This is a genomic window from Microbacterium proteolyticum (assembly GCF_029639405.1).
Lineage (GTDB): Bacteria > Actinomycetota > Actinomycetes > Actinomycetales > Microbacteriaceae > Microbacterium.
In genome coordinates this window covers 2,901,129-2,924,157 of the sequence record NZ_CP121274.1, presented here as the reverse complement: position 1 = coordinate 2,924,157, position 23,029 = coordinate 2,901,129, and the positions used below count along the sequence as shown (strand labels likewise).

At 69.8% G+C, this 23,029-nt stretch carries 19 protein-coding genes; 14 read left to right on the top strand and 5 right to left on the bottom strand.

Features of this window, described 5'->3' with window-relative positions:
* Window positions 1–210: 210 nt before the first annotated feature.
* Genes P8R59_RS14635 through murJ form a run of 3 tightly spaced genes read left to right on the top strand, consistent with a single transcriptional unit; the run spans window position 211 to window position 3,831 of the window.
* Window positions 211–1,530, top strand: coding sequence for an RNA polymerase sigma factor (locus P8R59_RS14635; RefSeq protein WP_278101657.1), 1,320 nt, complete (start codon window positions 211–213; stop codon window positions 1,528–1,530).
* Window positions 1,527–2,228: a coenzyme F420-0:L-glutamate ligase gene (locus tag P8R59_RS14630; RefSeq protein ID WP_278101656.1), complete on the top strand. Its 702-nt coding sequence runs from the start codon at window positions 1,527–1,529 to the stop codon at window positions 2,226–2,228. The genes P8R59_RS14635 and P8R59_RS14630 overlap by 4 nt, the downstream gene beginning before the upstream one ends.
* 10 nt (window positions 2,229–2,238) lie before the next feature.
* A complete protein-coding gene (murJ, locus tag P8R59_RS14625; RefSeq protein ID WP_278101655.1) occupies window positions 2,239–3,831 on the top strand; it encodes a murein biosynthesis integral membrane protein MurJ in 1,593 nt (530 codons plus the stop codon).
* Between the two features lie 36 nt (window positions 3,832–3,867).
* On the opposite strand, the gene P8R59_RS14620 is transcribed toward murJ, so the two are convergent.
* Complete coding sequence (locus P8R59_RS14620; protein WP_278101654.1) at window positions 3,868–4,902, bottom strand: sugar-transfer associated ATP-grasp domain-containing protein; 1,035 nt, start codon at window positions 4,900–4,902, stop codon at window positions 3,868–3,870.
* Between the two features lie 145 nt (window positions 4,903–5,047).
* On the opposite strand from P8R59_RS14620, the gene P8R59_RS14615 reads away from it, so the two are divergent.
* Genes P8R59_RS14615 through P8R59_RS14605 form a run of 3 tightly spaced genes read left to right on the top strand, consistent with a single transcriptional unit; the run spans window position 5,048 to window position 7,781 of the window.
* Window positions 5,048–6,076, top strand: coding sequence for a sugar-transfer associated ATP-grasp domain-containing protein (locus tag P8R59_RS14615; RefSeq protein WP_278101653.1), 1,029 nt, complete (start codon window positions 5,048–5,050; stop codon window positions 6,074–6,076).
* Entirely contained in the window at window positions 6,076–6,726 is a 651-nt protein-coding gene (locus P8R59_RS14610) for an alanine racemase (RefSeq protein WP_278101652.1), read from the top strand. Before P8R59_RS14615 ends, P8R59_RS14610 begins: the two co-directional genes overlap by 1 nt.
* Window positions 6,723–7,781, top strand: a complete 1,059-nt coding sequence (locus P8R59_RS14605) for an alanine racemase (protein WP_278101651.1) — start codon at window positions 6,723–6,725, stop codon at window positions 7,779–7,781. The genes P8R59_RS14610 and P8R59_RS14605 overlap by 4 nt, the downstream gene beginning before the upstream one ends.
* Window positions 7,782–7,812: 31 nt before the next feature.
* Here the strand turns inward: P8R59_RS14605 and P8R59_RS14600 are convergent, their stop codons facing one another.
* The gene (locus P8R59_RS14600) at window positions 7,813–8,034 is read right to left on the bottom strand and encodes a DUF7455 domain-containing protein (protein WP_278101650.1); all 222 of its coding nucleotides are present in this window, start codon (window positions 8,032–8,034) and stop codon (window positions 7,813–7,815) included.
* Window positions 8,035–8,196: 162 nt separating this feature from the next.
* Here P8R59_RS14600 and P8R59_RS14595 point away from each other — a divergent pair, with 162 nt between their 5' ends.
* Entirely contained in the window at window positions 8,197–10,269 is a 2,073-nt protein-coding gene (locus tag P8R59_RS14595; RefSeq protein WP_278103837.1) for a DNA gyrase/topoisomerase IV subunit B, read from the top strand.
* A 51-nt stretch (window positions 10,270–10,320) separates the two neighbouring features.
* On the opposite strand, the gene P8R59_RS14590 is transcribed toward P8R59_RS14595, so the two are convergent.
* A complete protein-coding gene (locus P8R59_RS14590) occupies window positions 10,321–12,780 on the bottom strand; it encodes a DNA gyrase/topoisomerase IV subunit A (RefSeq protein ID WP_278101649.1) in 2,460 nt (819 codons plus the stop codon).
* Between the two features lie 70 nt (window positions 12,781–12,850).
* On the opposite strand from P8R59_RS14590, the gene P8R59_RS14585 reads away from it, so the two are divergent.
* Entirely contained in the window at window positions 12,851–13,978 is a 1,128-nt protein-coding gene (locus P8R59_RS14585) for an alkaline phosphatase family protein (RefSeq protein ID WP_278101648.1), read from the top strand.
* Between the two features lie 10 nt (window positions 13,979–13,988).
* Here the strand turns inward: P8R59_RS14585 and sepH are convergent, their stop codons facing one another.
* Window positions 13,989–15,032, bottom strand: a complete 1,044-nt coding sequence (gene sepH / locus P8R59_RS14580; protein ID WP_077051460.1) for a septation protein SepH — start codon at window positions 15,030–15,032, stop codon at window positions 13,989–13,991.
* 211 nt (window positions 15,033–15,243) lie between these two features.
* Between sepH and P8R59_RS14575 the strand changes: the two genes are divergently transcribed.
* Window positions 15,244–15,537, top strand: a complete 294-nt coding sequence (locus P8R59_RS14575) for a DUF4193 domain-containing protein (protein WP_076490444.1) — start codon at window positions 15,244–15,246, stop codon at window positions 15,535–15,537.
* Here the strand turns inward: P8R59_RS14575 and P8R59_RS14570 are convergent.
* Window positions 15,512–16,003: a DUF3093 domain-containing protein gene (locus tag P8R59_RS14570; protein WP_278101647.1), complete on the bottom strand. Its 492-nt coding sequence runs from the start codon at window positions 16,001–16,003 to the stop codon at window positions 15,512–15,514. The two genes, P8R59_RS14575 and P8R59_RS14570, sit on opposite strands and share 26 nt — an antisense overlap.
* A gap of 12 nt (window positions 16,004–16,015) precedes the next feature.
* Here P8R59_RS14570 and dut point away from each other — a divergent pair, with 12 nt between their 5' ends.
* The 5 genes from dut to dxs all read left to right on the top strand — a co-directional run bounded on the left by dut (window position 16,016) and on the right by dxs (window position 22,971).
* On the top strand, window positions 16,016–16,471 hold the full coding sequence (dut, locus tag P8R59_RS14565) for a dUTP diphosphatase (RefSeq protein WP_278101646.1): 456 nt from the start codon (window positions 16,016–16,018) through the stop codon (window positions 16,469–16,471).
* A complete protein-coding gene (locus P8R59_RS14560) occupies window positions 16,468–17,076 on the top strand; it encodes a DUF3710 domain-containing protein (protein WP_278101645.1) in 609 nt (202 codons plus the stop codon). The genes dut and P8R59_RS14560 overlap by 4 nt, the downstream gene beginning before the upstream one ends.
* Window positions 17,073–17,822 (top strand): DUF3159 domain-containing protein, encoded by a 750-nt coding sequence (locus P8R59_RS14555; protein WP_278101644.1) that lies wholly within the window; start codon window positions 17,073–17,075, stop codon window positions 17,820–17,822. Before P8R59_RS14560 ends, P8R59_RS14555 begins: the two co-directional genes overlap by 4 nt.
* Window positions 17,823–17,957: 135 nt before the next feature.
* Window positions 17,958–20,792 carry an aconitate hydratase gene (locus tag P8R59_RS14550; protein ID WP_077051454.1) on the top strand — a complete coding sequence of 945 codons (2,835 nt, stop codon included), beginning with the start codon at window positions 17,958–17,960 and terminating at the stop codon, window positions 20,790–20,792.
* A 229-nt stretch (window positions 20,793–21,021) separates the two neighbouring features.
* Window positions 21,022–22,971: a 1-deoxy-D-xylulose-5-phosphate synthase gene (dxs, locus tag P8R59_RS14545; RefSeq protein WP_278101643.1), complete on the top strand. Its 1,950-nt coding sequence runs from the start codon at window positions 21,022–21,024 to the stop codon at window positions 22,969–22,971.
* The last annotated feature ends 58 nt before the right edge of the window (window positions 22,972–23,029 follow it).

Here is a 23,029-nt window from a genome sequence, read left to right as displayed (position 1 = left end):
GGGAATACCGAGGGATCGCGCGTCGTTGCATACGCATAGATGCCCGGTGCACGTCAAGTCCCACGCCGGGGATGTGAGACAATGAAGAACCTGACCCGTTGTCGGCCGAACCTGGAGCCCGCTCCACAGGATCGGACTTGACAAGGGTCTTACTAGTGTCCGAGAACGACCGGCGGCCGTGCAACATGCGTTCCCGGTGAAAGGCGAAACGTGGCAGGCACGAACACCAAGACCCGCTCCGGCAGTGAGAAGGACACCGACCTCGACGCTGCCGAGGAGACCACGACCGCGTCGAAGAAGACTGCGGCCAAGAAGGCTCCCGCCAAGGCGAAGGCGACCCCGGCCAAGGCGAAGTCCAAGGCCAAGTCCGACGACGACCTCGAAGAGGACGACGTCGAAGAAGACATCGACGAAGACATCGAGGTCGCCGACGACTCCGACGACGACACCGACGGAGACGACGCGGCCAAGCCCGCGGCGAAGAAGTCCGACGACGAGAGCGACGACGACGACGAGTCGCCCGCCGCGCCCGCCGAGGCGCTCCCCACCGGCGCGATCGTCATCTCCTCGAGCGACGAGGACGACGTCCCGGTCTACTCGGCGCAGATCACCGGCGCCACGGCCGACCCCGTCAAGGACTACCTGAAGCAGATCGGTAAGGTCCCGCTGCTGAACGCGGCCGAAGAGGTCGAGCTCGCCATGCGCATCGAGGCGGGTCTGTTCGCGGAAGAGAAGCTGTCGAACATGTCGGCGGCCGAGAAGACCAGCCAGCTGGGCCTCGACCTCCAGTGGGTCGCCCGCGACGGCCAGCGCGCCAAGAGCCACCTGCTCGGCGCCAACCTGCGTCTCGTCGTCTCGCTCGCCAAGCGCTACACCGGTCGTGGCATGCAGTTCCTCGACCTCATCCAGGAGGGCAACCTGGGTCTGATCCGTGCGGTCGAGAAGTTCGACTACACCAAGGGCTTCAAGTTCTCGACCTACGCCACCTGGTGGATCCGTCAGGCGATCACGCGCGCCATGGCCGACCAGGCCCGCACCATCCGCATCCCCGTGCACATGGTCGAGGTCATCAACAAGCTCGCGCGCGTCCAGCGCCAGATGCTGCAGGACCTCGGTCGCGAACCCACGCCGGAAGAACTGAGCCGCGAACTCGACATGACCCCCGAAAAGGTCATCGAGGTGCAGAAGTACGGCCGCGAGCCGATCTCGCTGCACACGCCCCTCGGTGAAGACGGCGACAGCGAGTTCGGTGACCTGATCGAGGACACCGAGGCGGTCGTCCCGGCCGACGCGGTGGGCTTCACCATGCTGCAGCGTCAGCTGGAGTCGCTCCTCGACTCGCTCAGCGAGCGCGAGGCGGGCGTCATCCGCATGCGCTTCGGTCTCGGCGACGGCCAGCCCAAGACGCTCGACCAGATCGGCGACACCTTCGGCGTGACGCGTGAGCGCATCCGCCAGATCGAGTCCAAGACCATGGCGAAGCTCCGGCACCCCAGCCGTTCGCAGTCGCTGCGGGACTACCTCGAATGAGCGCGGAGGCCAACGCCGGCAAGGCGCTCACCCGCACCGTCGAGGGCACCTCGTACGCCCGCATCCCGATCCGCACCCGGGTCGTCATGCCGGGCGACGATCTCGACGCGTTCATCCTCGAGTACGCGAAGGATGCCGTGCAGCCGGGCGACCTGCTGTTCGTCACCGAGAAGATCGTGGCGATCACGCAGGGTCGATCGTTCAAGCTCGACAGCATCAAGCCGCGCAAGCTCGCCCTGTTCCTGTCGAAGTACGTCACCCGGACGCCGTACGGCATCGGACTCGGCATGCCCGAGACGATGGAGATGGCCCTGCGCGAATGCGGCACCCCCCGCATCCTGTTCGCCGCAGCGGTCTCGGCCGTGACCAAGGCGTTCGGACGCAAGGGCGACTTCTACCGGATCGCCGGCGACAAGGCGCGCGCGATCGACGGCCCCACCAAGGGCACGATCCCGCCGTACAACCAGGCCGTCGTGCTCGGGCCGGAGCGTCCGCGAGAGGTCGCAGCACGCCTGAAGGCTCTGCTGGGCGTCGATCTCGAGGTCGCCGTCGTCGACATCAACGACCTGGGCGGCAACATCCTCGGTTCGACGATGGACAAGGCCGGAGAGAAGCGTCTCGTCGCGATCCTCAAGGACAACCCGCTCGGCCAGGGACACGAGTCCACGCCGCTGGGTATCGTCCGCGCCGCGGCCTGACGCGCACTCGATGAATCTCGCACGGGCGAGCAGCCTCATCGCCGCGGGCACCCTGGTGTCGCGCATGACGGGGCTGGTGCGCACCATCGTCCTGGTCGCCGCGATCAGTTCGGTGGGCGCATCGGCCGACGCCTTCTACGTCGCCAACCAGCTGCCGAACACAGTGCTGACGCTGATCTCGACGGGTCTGCTGACCGGCGTGATCGTGCCCCGCGTCGTGGCGGTGAGCGCGCAGGCCGATGGCGGTCGGATCTTCCTCCCCAAGCTGATCACGGCCGGGGCGGCGATCCTGCTCCTGACCACGGCGGTGGCGCTCGCGCTCGCACCGGCGCTCGTCGCGGTGATGGCGAGCGGGTACGACGGCGCCACTCGCGACCTGACGGTCGCGTTCGCCTACTGGTGCCTGCCGCAGATCTTCTTCTACGGCATGTTCGCGCTGATCGGCGAGAGCCTGAACGCCCGCCGCATGTTCACGCCCTACGCGTGGGCGCCCGTGATCAACAACATCGTCTCGATCGCGGGCTTCGGCCTGTTCATCGTTCTGTTCGGGTTCCATCGCACCGAGGTCGGCTGGTGGACGCCGTCCTCCATCGCGCTGGTCGGCGGAACGGCGACGCTGGGCATCATCGCGCAGACGGTCGTCCTCGCCATCGCCTGGCGCCGGTCCGGCATCCCGCTCCGTCCCGACTTCCGCTGGCGCGGGGTGGGCTTCGGCAGCATGGGGAGCCTCGCCACCTGGACGTTCGGCATGGTCGTCGTGACGCTGCTCGCCGGGCTCGTCCAGGTGAACGTCATGAGCGCCGCGTCCGGCGAGAACGCGTCCGTCGCCGTGTGGGGCAACGCCTGGCTGATCTACATGGTGCCGTACTCGCTGATCGTGCTGTCCATCGGGACGCCGTACTTCACGCGGATCGCCGAACACGCGGCGGCCGGTCGTGGCGACGACGTCCGCGCCGACATCAGCGCGGCGATCCGCATCCTCGGCCTCTTCGTCGTGATCTCGGCCGGCGCACTCATCGCCGCGGCCGCCCCGGCCTCGCGCATCTTCACCAGCAGCGCCGGCGACGCGCTCCTGGCCGCGCCCGTGCTCGTCGCATTCCTGGTCGGCCTGGTGCCGATGGCCGTGCTGTTCATCATCCAGCGGACGTTCTACGCCTACGGCGACACGCGGACCCCGTTCTTCTTCACTCTCGCTCAGGGTGTCCTCGTGGTCGTCCTCACGCTCCTGGCGGTCATGGTCCCGAAGGAGTTCCTGACGGCGACGGTCGCCTCCGTGCAGACGTTCTGCGGCATCCTCGAGCTCCTGCTCGCGATCTGGCTGCTCCGCCGGAAGATCGGCCCCCTCGGCATCCGCAAGGCCGTCACCTCGCTGGCGGTCTTCGTCGGCGCCGCGATCCCGGCCGCCTTCGCCGGGTGGGGCATCTACCTGTGGTCCGGGGCCGATCAGGGGTGGATGCTCGACAACCTGTTCTTCGGCGCGGTCGGCACGGCGCTCATCTGCTCCGTCGCGGGGGCGATCTACCTCGGCATCCTCGCGGGGCTGCGGACGCCGGAGCTGACGTCCGCGATCACGCTCGTGCGGGGACGCTTCGGGCGCCGCTGACGCGGCGGGTCCGGGCGGTCCGCCGGCCGACGCTCCTCAGCGGCGACGTTCCAGGATGCCGGGACCGATCGCGTCGCGGTAGCGGTGCAGGAGCCCCGTCCGGATGCCGGACACGCTCGGCTTCATCTGGAACACGCTGGAGTTGTGGTTGGCCTCGATGAGCGCGGGGCCGTCCGGCGTGATGGCGACGTCCCAGCCCACGTACGGCACGGTGGGGAGGCGACGCGAGGCCTCCTCGACCATGGCGAGCGCCTCGGCGAACAGCGGCACCTGGAATCCCGCGATGTCGACGCCCGTCACGGGATGCCGCGCGAAGACGTTGGAGTTCTTGTCGACCCCCGCCCACTGCGCGACGCCGTCGTCGTCGACCATGGTGAACATGCCGCCGCCGGCGAAGTTGTCGACGACCCCGCCGTTGCCGATCCGGAGCACGGAGGCGATGAGGTGGAAGCTGCCGTCGTCGCGGCGGAACGTGATGAGTCGGAGCGTGTTGACGCTGCCCGGGTACAGGCGGGCCATGTCGGCGTGCTGGGGGAGGATCTCCTCGACCAACGCGCGGTTCTCCGACACCAGGGTCGCGCGCCACGCGGCGACGTCGGGGATCTCGTCGCGCGTGAAGGTCGTGATGCCGCGACCGCCCTCGCCGAGTGCGGGCTTGACCAGGACACGCGGATGCCGTGCGAGGAAGTCCGTGAGCTCTTGCTCGGTCGCCGTGGAGGCGTCGATCCACTCGCGGCCGATCATGTTCGCGAAGTCGCGGTAGAACCGCGGCTTGTCGCCCAGCAGGGCCGCCGAGTCGGGGCCGTTGAGCGTGTTGTTCAGGCGGATCGCCTTGGGGTGCGTCATCCAGGTCCGTCGTTCACGACCGTTGAGGAGACGGATGTCCCAGACCGCGTAGTCGCGGAAGCCCATCTCGTAGCGCACCGACGACCAGAGCATGTCGGCGATGATGACGGGGAGTGGCGCGCGGGAGACCTTCTTCACCTGACCGGCGAACTCGGTGACGTTGCCCAGACTCAGGCGTCGAGCTCGCTGCAGCAGGTACCGGACGCGCAGAGACCTCTGTGACACCTCGACACGCTAACACAGCGCCACCGAGCCGCCGGGGCGCCGGGCCCTGGAGGTCGGCCTCGTATGATGGGTACTTCGGAAGCGCTGCGACGGACGTCATCTGAGCGGCGACTGACCTCCGGACGAGAAAGCGATCAGCCTGCCGATGGACATCTCCCCGAAGGCGCGCGCCGCCTACTTCCTCAAGCGCGTCGCCGCATTCCGCCCTTCCCGCGTCTGGACGTTCGCGCGTCAGATCGGTCAGGAGCAGGGCAAGTTCGCCCCGTTCGTGCTCGTCGACATGCTCTGGTGGGCGGCGTTCCACGACACCGCCTACATCGACTACTACGAGGCGGACTTCGCGCTGCTGAACCGTCGCGAACGCAAGACGTTCATGACCTCCCTCATCCAGCACCACCTCGCCACCGCGGTGAACGATCGCGAGGTCGCCAAGACGCTCGAGAACAAGCTCAACTTCAACCGCGCGTTCGAGGAGTTCCTGGGGCGTGAGTGGATGCAGCTGGACACCACGGACACCGCCGCGCTGAAGGACTTCGCCGAGCGCCACCCCGTGATCATCGCGAAGGTGCCGGTGAGCCGCGAAGGAAAGGGCGTCTTCCGCTACGACACCGCCGAAGTGACGGACTGGGACGCCTTCCGCGCCGAGCTCGTCGAAAAGGGCCAGATCCTCATCGAGCAGCCGATCGTGCAGCACCCCTACCTCGCGTCGTACTGTGCGGGGACGGTGAACACGACCCGCATCACCACGTACTTCGACGGAGAGACCGTCCACCCCATGGTGATGGTGCAGAAGTTCGGGCGCGGAGCGGTGAGCGACCAGTTCACCTGGGGCGGCTTCTTCACGATGCTCGACGACGATGGGCACTCCGTCGGCCCCGGCCACACGGGCAAGCACAAGAGCCGCTACGAGGTCCACCCCGAGTCGCAGCAGTCCATCGTGGACTTCCAGGTTCCGCTCTGGGATCAGGCCCTCGCGCTCGTCGACAAGGCCGCCCGGCGCATCCCCGAGGTTCCGTACGTCGGTTGGGACGTCGCGGTCGGACCCGAGGGGCCGGTCCTCATCGAGGGCAACTGGATCCCCGGGCTCTACGAGACGCGCGTGAGCACGACCGGTATCCGCGAGGGCTCGCGGCCGCGCCACGAGCGGCTGATGGGCGACGCCCTCCGCCGCTGATGACTCCCGACGCCGTGGTGCCCGCCGCATCCGACACCGCCGGGGGAGTCTCTCCCGTCGCTCGCGTGTCGGAGCGGAACCTGCGCGCGAACGCGCTGCTCGCGCCGGTCGGCGCCGCCGACGACGTGCTCGCCGCCGACGCGTGGGGACACGGTGCCGAGTGGGTGGCATCCGTCCTGGCATCCGTCGGGGTCGATCCCGACGAGTTCGAGGCCGCCACCCTCTTCGGTCTCCCCGGCGGTGACCTCCGCGCGCGGCCGGTGCTGTCGCTCCACGGGCGAGTGCTCGGCACCAAGGCGCTGCTCACCGGTGAGGGCGTGTCGTACGGGTACACGCACCGGGCGCCGCGCGACACGACCGTGGCGCTGGTGACCGGCGGGTACGCGCAGGGCGTGGTGCGCTCGCTCGGGAACGTCGCCGACGTCGTCATCGACGGTCGCCGCCATCGCATCGTCGGCCGGGTGGCCATGGACGTCTGCGTCGTCGACGTCGACGACGCGCGTCCCCCGCGGGGCAGCGGAGTGGTCTTCTTCGGGGACCCCGAGGCCGGTCACCCTTCGCTCCGGGAGTGGACGGATGCCACCGGCTGGAGCGCCGGCGAGATCGTCGCCTCCGTCGGTGCACGCGCCGTGCGGACGGTGATCGCGTGAGCGCCGAGTACCGGGTCGACCTCGACGCCTTCGCCCGCAACCTCGCCCGTGTCCGCGAGGCCGTCGCGCCCGCACGGCACATGCTCGTCGTCAAGGACGACGCCTACTCGCACGGACTCGAGCAGATCGTCCGGCGAGCGGTGGCCGAGGGCGTGACCTGGATCGGCGCGTTCGACGTCGAGACCGGGCGGGCGGTGCGGGCCGTCGCGGGGCCCGACGTCCGCATCTTCGTCTGGCTGCTCGGGGGAGCCGACGACCTCGCGGGGGGCATCGCGGCAGACCTCGACCTGGGCATCGGCGACGAAGCGCTCCTCGCCGACCTCGCGGCGCAGAAGACGCCGCCGTCACCGGCCCGGGTGCACCTCAAGATCGACACGGGCCTGCACCGCAACGGCATCCGTCCCGAGGACTGGAGTCGGGCGCTCGAGACCCTGTCGACGCTGGTCGGCGAGGGGAAGGCCTCGTTCGAGGGGCTGTGGTCGCACATCGCGGAGGCCTCGGATGCCGACGACGACGACGCCCGCGAGATCTTCCTCGCCGCACGGGCCGCGGCCGTCGACGCGGGCCTGACGCCGCGGTTCTCGCACCTGGCCGCCAGCGCGGCGGGGTTCGCGCGAGCGCCGTTCCGCGAGGACCTCGTGAGGGTCGGAGCGTTCTCCTACGGCATCCGCCCCGCCGGTGGCCCGGGCGAGGCGGAGCTCGGGATCGAGCCGATCTCGACGCTCGTCGCCACGGTGACGGCGGTCGAGGGCGACGCGGTACGCCTCGACCTCGGCAGCCTGCACGGGCTCCCCTCGGTCCTGGAGGGACGCTTCTCGGTGACGACCCCGGCGGGACCCCGGCGCGTCCTCACCATCGAGCCGGGCTCCACGCTCGTCGAGACATGGTCGGAGGCCGCGCCCGGTAACACCGTCATCGTCTGGGGGCGCGGGGGAGTAGCGTCGGCCACCGACCTCGCAGAACTCATCGACACGATCGGCGAGGAGATCGCGCTCCGGGTGTCACCGCTCGTTCCGCGCCGATATGCGACGAACGGGCCCCGTCGCGCTCGGTGAGCGCAGTCGGAGCCCGTTCGGACGTGAAAGGTCAGTCGGTGGCGTGCAGACGAGCGGTCTCGTCGTGCCACGAGGTGGCGATGCTGCGGAGCTTCTCTTCGTACTTGCGCCCGTGGTGGGCGCAGAAGAGGAGCTCGCTGCCGTTGACTTCGGCGGCGATGTAGGCCTGCGCTCCGCAGGAGTCGCAGCGATCGGCTGCCGTGAGGCGGTGATCGAGGACGGCGGACGCGTCGGGTGCAGTCGTGGTGGTCATGTCGGGTGCCCTCCTCGGGTGATCGTGGGCGAGTCCCCATATACAACCACGCGGATGTTTCGCCTATGCCGCGGCTTGATCACATTTCGCTGTGCGCGTACGGTGACCCGACCTCGCTGTGTGTCTGCAAGCCGATGTCGGAGCCGCCGATTACGCTGAGAGATCGTGACGTCCGAGTATTCCGCCCATCATCTCCAGGTCCTCGAAGGACTCGAAGCGGTGCGCAAGCGCCCGGGCATGTACATCGGGTCCACCGACTCCCGCGGTCTCATGCACTGCCTGTGGGAGATCATCGACAACTCCGTCGACGAGGCCCTCGGCGGATTCGGCACTCGGATCGACGTCCTGCTGCATCCCGACGGCAGCGTCGAGGTCCGCGACCGGGCCCGTGGCATCCCGGTCGACGTCGAACCCCGCACCGGACTCACGGGCGTCGAGGTCGTCTTCACGAAGCTGCACGCCGGCGGCAAGTTCGGCGGCGGGTCGTACGCGGCCTCCGGCGGTCTGCACGGCGTCGGCGCCTCGGTGGTCAACGCGCTGTCCGAGCGCCTCGACGTCGAGGTCGACCGCGGCGGCAAGACCTACGCGATGTCGTTCCACCGCGGCGAGCCCGGGGTGTTCGCGGGCGACGGTCCCGACTCGGCCTTCACGCCGTACGACTCGAGCAGCGAGCTGCGGGTCGTTGGCAAGGCCCCGCGCGGCGCCACCGGAACCCGCATCCGCTACTGGGCCGACCGGCAGATCTTCACGAAGGATGCCGCGTTCGGGTTCGACGAGCTCGTGCAGCGCGCCCGCCAGACGGCGTTCCTCGTCCCGGGTCTCGAGATCGTCATCTCCGACGAACGGGGCGACGAGCCGGTCGAGACGAGCTACCGCTTCGACGGGGGCATCTCGGAGTTCGCCGACTTCCTCGCCCCCGACTCCGCGATCACCGACACGTGGCGGCTGACCGGTACGGGCACGTTCACCGAGACCGTGCCCGTCCTCCAGCCCGGCGGCTCGATGGTGCCGACCGAGGTGCAGCGCGAGTGCGAGGTCGACATCGCCGTGCGCTGGGGCACCGGCTACGACACGACCACGCGGTCGTTCGTGAACATCATCGCCACACCCAAGGGCGGCACGCACCAGCAGGGCTTCGAGCAGGGCCTGATGAAGATCCTGCGCACCCAGGTCGAGCAGAACGCGCGCAAGCTCAAGATCGGCAACGACAAGATCGAGAAGGACGACATCCTCGCGGGTCTCACCGCCGTCCTCACGGTCCGTCTTCCCGAGCCGCAGTTCGAGGGCCAGACGAAGGAGGTCCTCGGAACCCCGGCCGTGCGGCAGATCGTGACGCAGGTCGTCTCGAAGGAGCTGACCGAGCGCTTCGCGTCGACCAAGCGCGACGACAAGGCGCAGACGGCGCTGCTGCTCGAGAAGGTCGTCTCCGAGATGAAGGCGCGCATCTCCGCGCGCACCCACAAAGAGACGCAGCGCCGCAAGAACGCGCTCGAGTCCTCCTCGCTCCCGTCGAAGCTCGTCGACTGCCGCTCGAACGACGTGGCCGACTCCGAGCTGTTCATCGTCGAGGGGAACTCGGCGCTCGGCACCGCCCGCGATGCCCGCAACAGCGCGTACCAGGCCCTGCTCCCGATCCGCGGCAAAATCCTGAACACGCAGAAGGCGTCGATCAGCGACATGCTGTCCAACGCCGAGTGCGCCTCGATCATCCAGGTCATCGGCGCGGGTTCCGGCCGCTCGTTCGACCTCGACGCCGCGCGCTACGGGAAGATCATCCTGATGAGCGACGCCGACGTCGACGGCGCCCACATCCGCACGCTGCTTCTGACGCTCTTCTTCCGGTACATGCGCCCGCTCGTCGAGGCGGGGCGCGTCTTCGCCGCCGTCCCGCCGCTGCACCGGGTCATCGTGATGAATCCCGGGTCCAAGCCCAACGAGACGATCTACACCTACAGCGAGCAGGAGCTGCACGGCCTGCTCGCGAAGCTCAAGAAGTCGAACAAGCGCTGGCAGGAACCGATCCAGCGGTACAAGGGCTTGGGCGAGATGGATGCCGATCAGCTCGCGACGACCACGATGGACCGCGCCGGCCGCACCCTGCGGCGCGTGCAGGTGCGCGACATCGAAGAGGCGGCCCAGGTGTTCGATCTCCTCATGGGCAGCGATGTCGCTCCCCGTCGCGAGTTCATCGTCGATTCCAGCGATCGGCTGGCGCGCGAGCGCATCGACGTCTGAGACGTCGCGCTCCCGCGCTCCGCGCAGCGCCGACCCACCGCGAGGCCCGTCTCAGCGGATCGAGGTGCCGATCGCGCCGACGACCGCGTCGAGCGGCTGACCCGAGGCGTCGCGCTTCGCGCCCGGCTCGGGGAGCGTCCGCACGGAACCGTCGGTGCCGACGGCGCGCGGGTCGGACCCGACCCACGCGAGCGTCAGGGCGTCCTCGCCGCGGAGCAGGCGCTGCGCGCGCACACCGCCCGTCGCGCGGCCCTTCGCCGGGAACTCCGTGAAGGCCGAGACCTTGGCGCTGCCGGCGTCCGTGCCCGCCAGCGCGGCGGAGGATCCGGCGACGGTGACGACCACGGCGTCGAACGACGATCCGCCCACGACGGCGAACGCGATCACCCGGGCACCGTCGGACAACCGGATGCCGGCCATGCCGCCGGCCGAGCGTCCCTGCGGTCGCACGGACGAGGCGTCGAATCGCAGCAGTTGCGCGTCGTCGGCGATGAACACCAGCTCGGCGGCATCCGAGGCCGGTGCTGCTCCGACGACCCGATCGCCGTCGCGGAGGACGATGATCTCGATCTCGGGCTTGGTGCCGAGCTCGCTCGCCGCCACGCGCTTCACGATGCCCTGGGCCGTGCCGAGAGCGATGGGCGGACCATCGGTCAACGGCACCAGCGCGACGACCTGTTCGCCCTTGGCCAGGGCGAGGTACTGCTCGACGCGCGTTCCGGCCGCCAGTTGCACGGCGTTGCCGGGCACCGACGGCAGGTCGACGGGGGAGAAGCGGACGAGCCGGCCGGCCGAGGTGACGGCGCCGATGTCGCCTCGGGTGGTGGTGTCGACCGAGGAACGGATCGCGTCGTGCTTCGCGCGGCGGGTGGGCGGCACGACACCGCCGCCGGGAGCGTCGGCCGTGAGCTCGGCACGCACCATCCGGCCCGTGGCGGAGAGGAACACGCGGCACGGGGAGTCGGCGATCTGCAGGTCGGCGGCCGCGGCGGCCTTCGCGGACCGGGGCTGCACCGGACCACCGTTGAGCAGCATCGTGCGGCGCGGGGTGCCGTACGCCTCGGCGGCGGCCTCGAGTTCGGCGGCCACCTGGCCGCGGAGCAGGACATCACTGGCGAGGAGCTCGACGAGCTGGTCGATCTCGGCCTGCAACTGGTCGCGCTCGGCCTCGAGCTCGATGCGCGAGAACTTCGTGAGGCGCCGCAGGCGCAGCTCGAGGATGTACTCGGCCTGCGGATGCGACAGGTCGAAGACCTCCTGCAGGCGTGTGCGGGCCTGCTCGCCGTCGTCCGAGGAGCGGATGACCTGGATGACCTCGTCGATGTCGAGGATCGCGATGAGGAGTCCCTCGACGAGGTGCAGGCGCTCGCGCTTGCGTGCCAGTCGATACTCGCTCCGACGCGTGACGACGCGGATGCGGTGGTCGAGGTACACCCGCAGCATGTCGCGCAGCCCCAGCGTCTGAGGCTGGCCGTCGACGAGCGCGACGTTGTTGATGCCGAACGAGTCCTCGAGCGGAGTCAGTCGGTAGAGGTGCTCCAGCACCGCCTGCGGGTCGAAGCCGGTCTTGATGCCGATGACGAGCTGCAGGCCGTTCTGGCGGTCGCTGAGGTCGGTGACGTCGGCGATGCCCGCGAGCTTCTTCGCCTGCACGGCATCCTTGATCTTCTCGATCACCCTCTCGGGGCCGACGAGATACGGAAGCTCGGTGATCACGATGCCGGTGCGGCGGGGGCCGAGCGACTCGATCGACGCCTTCGCCCGGGTGCGGAAGAGCCCGCGGCCGTGGGTGTACGCGTCCTTGATGCCGTCCAGTCCCACGATGATGCCGCCCGAGGGGAGGTCGGGACCCGGGACGAGCTCCATGAGCTCCTCGACCGTGGCATCCGGGTTCTGGAGGAGATGGACCGCGGCGGCCACGACCTCGATGAGGTTGTGGGGCGCCATGTTCGTCGCCATGCCGACTGCAATGCCGGTCGCACCGTTGACCAGCAGGTTCGGGAACGCCGCGGGCAGGACGTCGGGCTGCTGGAACTGGCCGTCGTAGTTGGGGACGAAGTCGACGACGTCCTCGTCGAGGTTCTCGGTGAGCGCGAGCGCGGGCGGGGCGAGACGCGCCTCGGTGTAGCGCGACGCGGCGGGGCCGTCGTCGAGGGAGCCGAAGTTCCCGTGGCCGTCGACGAGGGGCACCCGTAGCGAGAAGTGCTGGGCGAGACGCACGAGCGCGTCGTAGATCGCCGTGTCGCCGTGCGGGTGGAGCTTTCCCATCACCTCGCCGACGACGCGAGCGCTCTTGACGTGCCCGCGGTCGGGCCGCAGGCCCATCTCGGCCATCTGGTACAGGATGCGCCGCTGGACGGGCTTGAGGCCGTCGCGGGCGTCGGGCAGCGCGCGCGAGTAGATGACCGAGTAGGCGTACTCGAGGAACGACCCCTGCATCTCGACCGAGACATCGACGTCTTCGATGCGCTCGGGGGCGGGGGAAGCGGCAGTGGAACGGGAATCGGGCATAGGTGCGGCCTCGGGTCGGGCGGGCGTCGATCGCGACGGGGGCGGAAAGTCGTGTGGAAGACTGGCCCCGATGTCCCTCAGCCTACCGGCGGCCCCGCCGCGTGCCCGGAGCCTCACCGGAGTGGTGAGCGAGGCGATCGCCGCCCTCGACGGGCGATCGGAATGGTTCGCTCCGGCCCGGAGCGCCGTGGTGTTCGTCGTCGACGGGCTCGGCTCGCACAATCTCGCCGAGCGTCGCGGTCACGCGCGGTTCCTCGGCTCCGCCGGTTCGCGACGCGACATCGCCCGCACGGTGTTCCCCTCCACGACCGCAGCCGCGCTGACGAGCCTGCTGACGGGCTCCGAGCCCGGCGCGCACGGGATCGTCGGCTACCGCACGCGGATCCCCGGTACCGCCGTGGCCGCCAATCAACTGCACGGCTGGGAGACCGACGGTCTCGACCCGCGCACGTGGCAGCGCAGCCGACCGCTGTTCGAGAGCGAGGCCGAACGCGGTCGCCCCGTGTTCGTCGTCTCGCGGCCCGACTACACCGGCACGGGGTTCACCGCGGCGACGCTCCGGGGCGCCGAGTTCGTCTCGGCCGCCGACGTGCGCGAGCGCGCCGCGATCGCCGCCGACCTCGCTTCGCGGCATCCGGGAGCCCTCGTCTACCTCTACACGCCCGACCTCGACAGCGCCGGTCATCGCGACGGCTGGGAGTCGGATCGCTGGATCGACGCCCTCGAACGCGTCGACGCCGCTGCGCGCGACCTCGCCGGCGCGATCGACCCCGCGACCGGCGTGCTGGTCACCGCGGATCACGGGATGGTCGACGTCCCCGCCCGCAAGCACGTGCTGCTCGGCCACGGCGACGCGCTCGTCGACGGCGTCGAGATCGTCGGCGGCGAGCCCCGCATGCTGCACCTGTACACCGCGCCGGGCGAACAGGACGCCGTGGCCGGGCGATGGCGCGAACGCGAACAGGCGCGGGCCTGGGTGATGACGCGGGACGAGGCGATCGCCGCCGGGCTGTTCGGTCCGGTGGCTCCGGAGGTGCGCGAGCGCATCGGGGACGTGCTCGTCGCCGCCCGCGGGCGATTCGCGTACTACGACGATCGAGAGAGCGACAAGCGCCCTCAGCGCATGGTCGGCCAGCACGGTTCGCTGACCGACGAGGAGCGCACCGTACCGCTCCTGCGGCTCGGCGCGTTCGCCTGACGAACGGGCGTCAGCTCTCGTCCGTGCGGGCTCCGAACACGATCTCGTCCCACGACGGCATCGACGGTCGGCCCTTCGCCCGTCGTCCGGAGTCGGTGGATGCCGGGGGAGCGGCGGTGCGTTCGGGTTCGGCCTCGGGCTCCTCGGCGCGGTACTCCGGCTCGAGGGCGTCGAAGAGGGCGACCGGCGCACTGGGCGCGCGCTGCTCGGGTTCGCGTGCCTCGACGACGCCGGGGAGCGGCTCGCGCTGACCGCGACGGCGGCGGAGGGCCTCGAGCAGATCGGCGGTCTCGGAGGACGTGACCGGAGCGTCGGGCGCCCGCTTGATCGCCGCCGCCTGCACGGCGGCCGCGACGGGACCGGTGGCTTCGATGCCCGGTTCGTCCTCGATGTCGAGACGTCGCGGACCAAAGGCGCCGCTGTCGAAGCGCGTGTCGTCCTTGGGGAGCGGGGTGTCCAGGGCACGCAGCCGCGGGATGAGCCCTTCGGGCAGCGATCCCTGGCGCGAGAGCTGGATGGCATCCGAGTTCTGAGGGGAGAGCGTGCTGCGCCGCGGATCGAAGCCCCAGCGGGCGTCGTGATCGATCCCGTTTGCGGTGAACTCGAGCTTCACCATCCAGCCCGAGGAGTCCTTCCAGCTCGTCCAGCGCTCCGCCGACGCTCCCGCTTCGGCGAGCTTCGCGCGGACGGCCGTCCCGAAGGTCACCGGACCGTCGTGCTCCAGCGCGCCGCCGAGGAGGACGGGGACGGCGAGGGCCTGCGCGACCACGTGCTCGCGCTCGGCGAGGACGGGACCTTCGAAGCGCTCCACGTCCTCGACGCGGGCGCCCAGGAGCGTGGCGACCTCTCGCGCCGAGAGCCCGGCTCGGATGTGGGCCTGGATGTCGCGCGGGCTCGGGCGGGGCGCGCGCTCGTCGTCGTGCTCGCGCCCACGGCGCGCGCGGCGCGCTTCTGCGCGCAGCACCTCGTCGAGCGGCAGGGCGAAACGTTCGCCCGCTTCGGTCGCGACGACGAGGACGTCATCCTCGGTTCCGATGACTTTGAGCTGTTCCATGCGAAACACCCCTCCGATCTGCGGTCGAGCCCCATGCTGACACGCCCCCGGGGCCGGAGCCGGGAATAACGCGGGCGCGCCGCGAGTTTGACGCGTCGCAGGGCCCGCATGTCCCGAGAACCGCATTTGCTAATCGTGTTCGGGTCATGCAAACTATGGCCGCCCGTTCGGGCGATGCACCACGAAAAACCGGAAGTAGAGACCTTCACGCATGGCCACCGATTACGACGCACCGCGCAAGACCGAGGACGACAGCGAGTCGATCGAGGCCCTCAAGGAGCGCGTGCCCGACAAGACGTCGGGGTCGATCGACAACGAGGATGCCGACAACCCCTCGGGCTTCGAGCTCCCCGGGGCCGACCTGTCGGACATCGACCTCGATGTCGTCGTGCTTCCCCCTCAGGAGGACGAGTTCACGTGTATGAACTGCTTCCTGGTGAAGCACCGTTCCCAGATCGCCGAGGAGAGCGGCTCCGGCTTCATCTGCCTGGAGTGCGCAGCCTGACCTGAGCGCGCTGGATCGCCGCCACGAGGCGGTCCGGCGTCCGGGTGGACACCACCCACAGGGGAGTCGGATCATCGGGATCGGTCACGGGTACCGTGACGATCCCGTCGATCCCTCCCCGGATGAGATGCCAGGCCCGCCGGTCGAGACCACTCCCGCGGGCCGTTCGAGCGTCGTCCGCCACGACACCGGCCGGTACCCCCAGGTATTCCACCGGGATGTGCGCGCGGCCGGCCCGCAGTTCGCCTTCCCGCACCTCGACCACGGGGGAGAGCGCGACGAGCGCGGACACGATCCCGACCGACACGAGCAGGCCCACGACGAGGGCGACCGTGGTGTCGATGGGGGAGAAGACCAGGGCCGCCATGGGGCCGCAGACCGCCGCGGCGACGAGCGCCCACAGGGACGGGCTCAGGCGTTCGCGGTACTCGATTCCGGTGCGGATGCCGCACCCCCTCTTCTGCATTACCCTCGTGGGGTGACCGAAACGGTGGACGTCCTCATTGTCGCATCCGAGCCTCCGGTCTTCGCCCACCCCGGCGACGCCGGAGCCGACCTCGTCGCCGCCGAGGCCGTCCGGCTCGAGCCCGGTCGCCGTGCCCTCGTCTCCACGGGGGTGCGCATCGCCCTGCCGGACGGATACGCCGCCTTCGTCGTTCCCCGCAGCGGCCTCGCCGCCAAGCACGGCATCACGATCGTGAACTCCCCGGGCACCGTCGACGCGGGCTACCGCGGCGAGATCAAGGTGGCGCTGCTCAACACCGACCTCGACGAGGCCTACGAGATCGCGGTCGGCGACCGCATCGCACAGCTCATCGTCATGCCCGTCCCACCCGTGCGCTTCATCCCCGTCGACGACCTCCCCGCCAGCGTGCGCGGAGAAGGCGGCTTCGGATCCAGCGGCTACCAGACCCCCTCAGGGAGCACCCGATGACCGACGACTCCGACCAGCAGATCGAAGCCGCACCGCCCGCCAAGAGCGGACCGGTGGACCGCGAGACCGTCGGTCCCTTCGACGAGTCCGAGGCCAATGCGGTGCGCCCGTACATCGATCTCGGCGGCATCAAGATCCTGCCGCGCGAGGGCCTGAACCTCCGACTCGAGGTCGAGGAGCAGACCAAGCGCATCGTCGCCGTCGGGCTCGACTACGCCGAGTCGACGCTGCAGGTGCAGCCGTTCGCGGCGCCCCGTTCGAGCGGCCTGTGGGAGGAGACACGCGAGCAGATCCGCCAGCAGGTCAAGCAGCAGGGCGGCCGCGTCGAGGAGCGCGAGGGCCCCCTCGGCCCCGAGCTGCTCGCCGAGGTTCCCGTCGTGGCCGGACCCGACGGTTCCACGAAGCGTCTGGCGCGCTTCGTCGGTGTCGACGGACCGCGCTGGTTCCTGCGCGGTGTCATCGGCGGAGCGGCGACGTCGGACGTCGAGGCGGCCGGCGCCGTCGAAGACCTGTTCCGGTCGATCGTCGTCGTGCGCGGGAACTCGCCCATGCCCCCGCGCGATCTGATCCCGCTCCGGATGCCGACCACCCCCGGCACGGCATGACCGAGTCCGCGCGCCCCGACGACGGCGACCGCGTCCCGCTCGAACCGCCCTCGGCGGCCGACAGCGTCTCCGCGGCGCTCGGCAGCGCGGCGCGCCGCGCGGGGCTCGATCCTTCGAAGCATTCCTCGACCGGTGCGGCCGTCTGGGCGGCGATGGGCGGGTGGCGCGGCATCCTGGAGTCCGTCCTGCCGTCGCTGGCGTTCGTGGTGCTGTTCACCGTCACGATCGATCCCGAGACGCGCCAGGGGAACCTCCCCCTGAGCCTCGGGGTCTCCGTGGGGCTGGCGCTGGTCTTCACCATCGCCCGCCTGCTGGCCAAGTCGCCGCCGAGCGCGGCGATCGGGGGATTGGTCGCGACGGGCGCTGCGGCGCTGCTGACGCTGTTCACCGGCCGCGGGCAGGACAACTTCGTCTTCGGCTTCTTCACCAACGGCGCGTACGGCGCCGCGTTCCTCGTCTCGGTGCTCGTGGGCTGGCCGTTGATCGGTCTCATCGCCGGGTACCTGCTGGGCGAGGGCACGTCGTGGCGCGCCGACAAGCGTCGCCGCCGCGTTTACACCTGGCTGTCCCTCGGGTGGGCGGCGCTGTTCTTCGCTCGCCTGGTGGTGCAGCTCCCGCTGTACTTCGCGGGCGACGTCACCGCGCTCGGGACGCTGAAGATCATCATGGGCCTGCCGCTGTTCGCTCCCATGGTGGCCGTGACGTGGCTCGCCGTGCGCGCTCTCTCCCCCCGGCGCGAGTCCTGATACATTTATCTTGATATCAAGATAAATCTCCCTCCCGCGCGGTTAGGTCGGCCTTCCTGGCATCCTCTGCACCGCGCAGGGAAGATGGGAGAGGGCGGGCCGACGCCTGCGCATACGCCGACGAAGGAGACGATCGTGTCCACGGTTGACAGCTTCGGTGCCAAGAGCACCCTGACGGTCGGCAGCACCGACTACGAGATCTTCCGCATCGACACCGTCGCCGGGTTCGAGAAGCTCCCGTTCAGCCTGAAGGTGCTGCTCGAGAACCTGCTCCGCACCGAGGACGGGGCGAACGTCACCGCCGAGCAGATCCGCGCCCTCGGCTCCTGGAACCCGGATGCCGAGCCCGACACCGAGATCCAGTTCACGCCCGCGCGCGTCGTAATGCAGGACTTCACCGGCGTCCCCTGCATCGTCGACCTCGCGACGATGCGCGAGGCCGTCACGGCCCTCGGCGGCGACCCCAACCGCATCAACCCCCTCTCGCCGGCCGAGATGGTCATCGACCACTCGGTCATCGCCGACCTCTTCGGCAGCGAGAACGCCCTCGAGCGCAACGTCGAGATCGAGTACGAGCGCAACGGTGAGCGCTACCAGTTCCTCCGCTGGGGCCAGACCGCCTTCGACGACTTCAAGGTCGTCCCCCCGGGCACCGGCATCGTCCACCAGGTGAACATCGAGCACCTGGCCAAGGTCGTCTACGACCGCTCCGTGGACGGCGTCCTCCGCGCCTACCCCGACACCTGCGTCGGCACCGACTCGCACACCACGATGGTCAACGGCCTGGGCGTGCTCGGGTGGGGCGTCGGCGGCATCGAGGCCGAGGCCGCGATGCTCGGTCAGCCCGTGTCGATGCTCATCCCGCGCGTCGTGGGCTTCAAGCTCAGCGGCGAGATCCCCGCCGGCGTCACCGCGACCGACGTCGTCCTCACGATCACGGACATGCTGCGCAAGCACGGCGTCGTGGGCAAGTTCGTCGAGTTCTACGGCGAGGGCGTGGCATCCGTGCCGCTCGCCAACCGCGCCACCATCGGCAACATGAGCCCCGAGTTCGGCTCGACCGCGGCGATGTTCCCCATCGACGACGTCACGCTCGACTACCTGCGCCTCACCGGTCGCGACGAGCAGACCGTCGCGCTCGTCGAGTCCTACGCCAAGGAGCAGAAGCTCTGGCACGACCCGGCGCGCGAGCTCGTCTTCAGCGAGTACATGGAGCTCGACCTCTCCACCGTCGTCCCCTCGATCGCCGGCCCGAAGCGTCCCCAGGACCGCATCCTGCTGTCCGAGGCGAAGTCGCAGTTCGAGAAGGACATCCTCAACTACGCCGCCGCGTCCACCTCGGACTCGATCGTCGACCTCGAGAGCGACCAGTCGTTCCCGGCCTCCGACCCGGGCCCCGTGCCGGGCGACGAGCACACCCACACCGGTGAGGTGCTCATCTCCTCCGGACACCCCGCCAACGCGTCGAAGCCCGTGAAGGTCACCACGCCCGAGGGGCAGTCGTACCTGCTCGACAACGGCGCGGTCACGCTCGCCGCCATCACGTCCTGCACGAACACCTCGAACCCCTCGGTCATGATCGCGGCGGGCCTGCTCGCCAAGAACGCCGTCGACAAGGGTCTGAAGCGCAAGCCGTGGGTCAAGACGACGCTCGGCCCCGGCTCGAAGGTCGTCACCGACTACTACGAGAAGTCGGGTCTCGACAAGGCGCTCGAGGGCCTGGACTTCTACACCGTCGGCTACGGCTGCACGATCTGCATCGGAAACTCCGGCCCCCTCATCGAGGAGGTCTCCGAGGCGATCAACGAGAACGACCTCGCCGTCACGGCCGTCCTCTCCGGCAACCGCAACTTCGAGGGTCGCATCAGCCCCGACGTGAAGATGAACTACCTGGCATCCCCGCCGCTGGTGGTCGCCTACGCCCTGGCCGGCTCGATGAACTTCGACTTCGAGACCGACCCCCTCGGCAAGGACCAGAACGGCGAGGACGTCTTCCTCAAGGACATCTGGCCGGCGCCCGACCAGGTGCAGACGATCATCGACGCGTCGATCTCGCGCGAGCAGTTCATCCAGCAGTACGCCACCGTCTTCGAGGGCGACGAGCGCTGGAAGAACCTGCCCACCCCGACCGGTCCGATCTTCGAATGGGATGCCGACTCGACCTACGTCCGGAAGGCGCCCTACTTCGACGGCATGTCGATGGAGCCGTCGCCGGTCACCGACATCAGCGGCGCGCGCGTCATGGCGGCCCTCGGCGACTCGGTCACGACCGACCACATCAGCCCGGCCGGCAACATCAAGGCGGGCACGCCCGCCGCGCAGTACCTGACCGAGCACGGCGTCGCGCAGAAGGACTTCAACTCCTACGGCTCGCGCCGCGGCAACCACGAGGTCATGATCCGCGGCACGTTCGCGAACATCCGCCTGAAGAACGAGCTCACCGCGGCCGTCAACGACGGCAAGGTCGTCGAGGGCGGGTACACCCGTGACTTCACGCAGCCCGGGGGTCCGCAGTCGTTCATCTTCGACGCGAGCCAGAACTACCAGGCGCAGGGCACCCCGCTGGTGATCTTCGGCGGCAAGGAGTACGGCTCCGGCTCGTCGCGCGACTGGGCGGCCAAGGGCACGAACCTGCTCGGCGTGAAGGCCGTCATCACCGAGAGCTTCGAGCGCATCCACCGCTCGAACCTCATCGGCATGGGCGTCGTCCCGCTGCAGTTCCCCGCGGGCGAGAGCTGGAAGTCGCTGGGCCTCGACGGCACCGAGATCGTCTCGATCGAGGGCCTCGAGCAGCTGAACGAGGGCGTCACGCCCAAGACGGTCAAGGTCACCGCCGAACCGAGCGAGTTCTCGCCCGAGGGCAAGCAGACCGTGACGTTCGACGCCGTGGTCCGCATCGACACCCCCGGTGAGGCCGACTACTACCGCAACGGCGGCATCCTCCAGTACGTGCTGCGTTCGCTGGTCTGATCCCCGCTCCGACAGCGCCCCGGGAGCTTCTGCCCCCGGGGCGCTGTCGTGTTCCCGCCGCGTGAGTCGCCACGATGTGTCGCCACCGCCGTCGGCAAGGCGACAGATCCTGGCGACTCACGCTCAGGTCGGGGCGCCCCGCGCAAGCCGTTGCCGAGCCTCTCGCACCCCCCGAGAATAGAATCGACAGACGCGCAGGTTTCTGTGCGCACCGCACGAGAGGAGTCACATGGCTCTCCTACCCGGCATCCACGGTCCCCGTGACCTCGACGGTCTGACCCCCGATCAGCTGCGGCAGCTCGCCGCCGAGATCCGCTCGTTCCTCGTCGAGAACGTCGCCCGCACCGGCGGCCACCTCGGCCCCAACCTGGGTGTCGTCGAACTGACGATCGCCCTCCACCGCGTCTTCGACTCCCCGGCCGACCCGATCATCTTCGACACCGGGCACCAGTCGTACGTGCACAAGATCCTCACCGGCCGTCAGGACTTCGCCCAGCTGCGTTCGCGCGGCGGCCTGGCCGGCTACCCGCAGCGTTCCGAGAGCGAGCACGACATCGTCGAGTCCTCGCACGCGTCGAGTTCGCTGAGCTGGGCCGACGGTGTGTCGCGCGCGTTCTCCCGCACGGGCCGTAAGGACCGCCACGTCATCGCCGTCGTGGGCGACGGCGCGCTCACGGGCGGCATGACGTGGGAGGCGCTGAACAACATCAGCGACGACAACGACCGCAACCTCGTCATCGTCGTCAACGACAACGGCCGCTCGTACGCGCCGACGATCGGCGGCATGGCCCGCTATCTCAACCGGGTCCGCACGAACGAGGCGTACCGCACGCTGCACCGCGGATCCGACACGCTGTTCCGCCGTCTCGGACCCGCGGCGCGCGCGGTCTACCGCGGCGTCCGCGGCGGGACGCACGGCTTCCTCTCGCGCTTCACGAACAACGAGGCGCTCTACAGCAACCTCGACATCAAGTACCTCGGCCCCATCGACGGGCACGACTTCGAGTCGCTCATCGAGACGCTCGAGCTGGCGAAGTCGTACGGCGCCCCGGTCATCGTGCACGCGATCACCGACAAGGGCAGCGGCTACGCGCCCGCGCTCAGTGACGAGGCTGATCAGTTCCACGCGGTCGGCAAGATCGACCCGATCACCGGCGAAGCCCTCGGCTCGGGCGGGGGCCCGCAGTGGACCGACGTGTTCGCGGAAGAGCTCACCGCCGTCGGCGCCGAACGCGACGACGTGATCGCGATGACCGCGGCGATGCTGCGCCCCACGGGTCTGCAGTCCTTCGCGCAGCGCTTCCCCGAGCGCGTGTACGACGTCGGCATCGCCGAGCAGCACGCCGTCGCCTCCGCCGCCGGCCTCGCCTTCGGGGGCCTGCACCCCGTCGTGGCGATCTACGCGACCTTCATGAACCGTGCGTTCGACCAGGTGATGATGGATGTCGCCCTGCACAAGGCCGGCGTCACCTTCGTCCTCGACCGTGCCGGCGTCACCGGCCCCGACGGCCCGAGCCACCACGGCATCTGGGACCTCGCCATGCTGCAGCTCGTCCCCGGCATCCGGATCGCCGCTCCGCGCGACGCGACCCGCCTGCGCGAGGAATTCCGCGAGGCGGTCGCCGTCTCCGACGCGCCGACCGTCGTGCGCTACCCGAAGGGCGGTGTCCCCGCCGACCTCGACGCGATCGAGCGCCTGCCCGACGGTGTCGACGTTCTCGCGCGAGGCACCTCAGACGACGTGCTCCTCGTCGGCATCGGCCCGATGGTCCACCTCGCGATGGAGGTCGCCGAGCGGCTGCGCGCGCAGGGCATCGGCGCCACGGTCGTCGACCCGCGCTGGGCGATCCCCGTGCAGCCGTCGATCATCGACCTGGCGCGCGAGCACCGGCTCGTGATCACGATCGAGGACGGCATCCGTGTCGGCGGCGTCGGAACCCGCGTCCGCCAGGTGCTGCGCGAGGCCGGTGTCGACACGGCGGTCGACGAGCTCGGCATCCCGGACGAATTCATCGACCACGCCACGCGCGAGCAAATCCTCGAGGACGCCGGGCTCACGGCATCCAAGATCGCCCACGACGTCGTGGCGCAGGTGCTCGGCACGCGCATCCCCATGGCGCGGCAGACGCCCACCGGCGCGATCCCGACGCTGGAGGAGTGGGAGAAGTCCCGCCCGTAGGTCCCGCACGAACGACAGCGGCGCCGCCCCCTCGGGGACGGCGCCGCTGTCGTGTTCG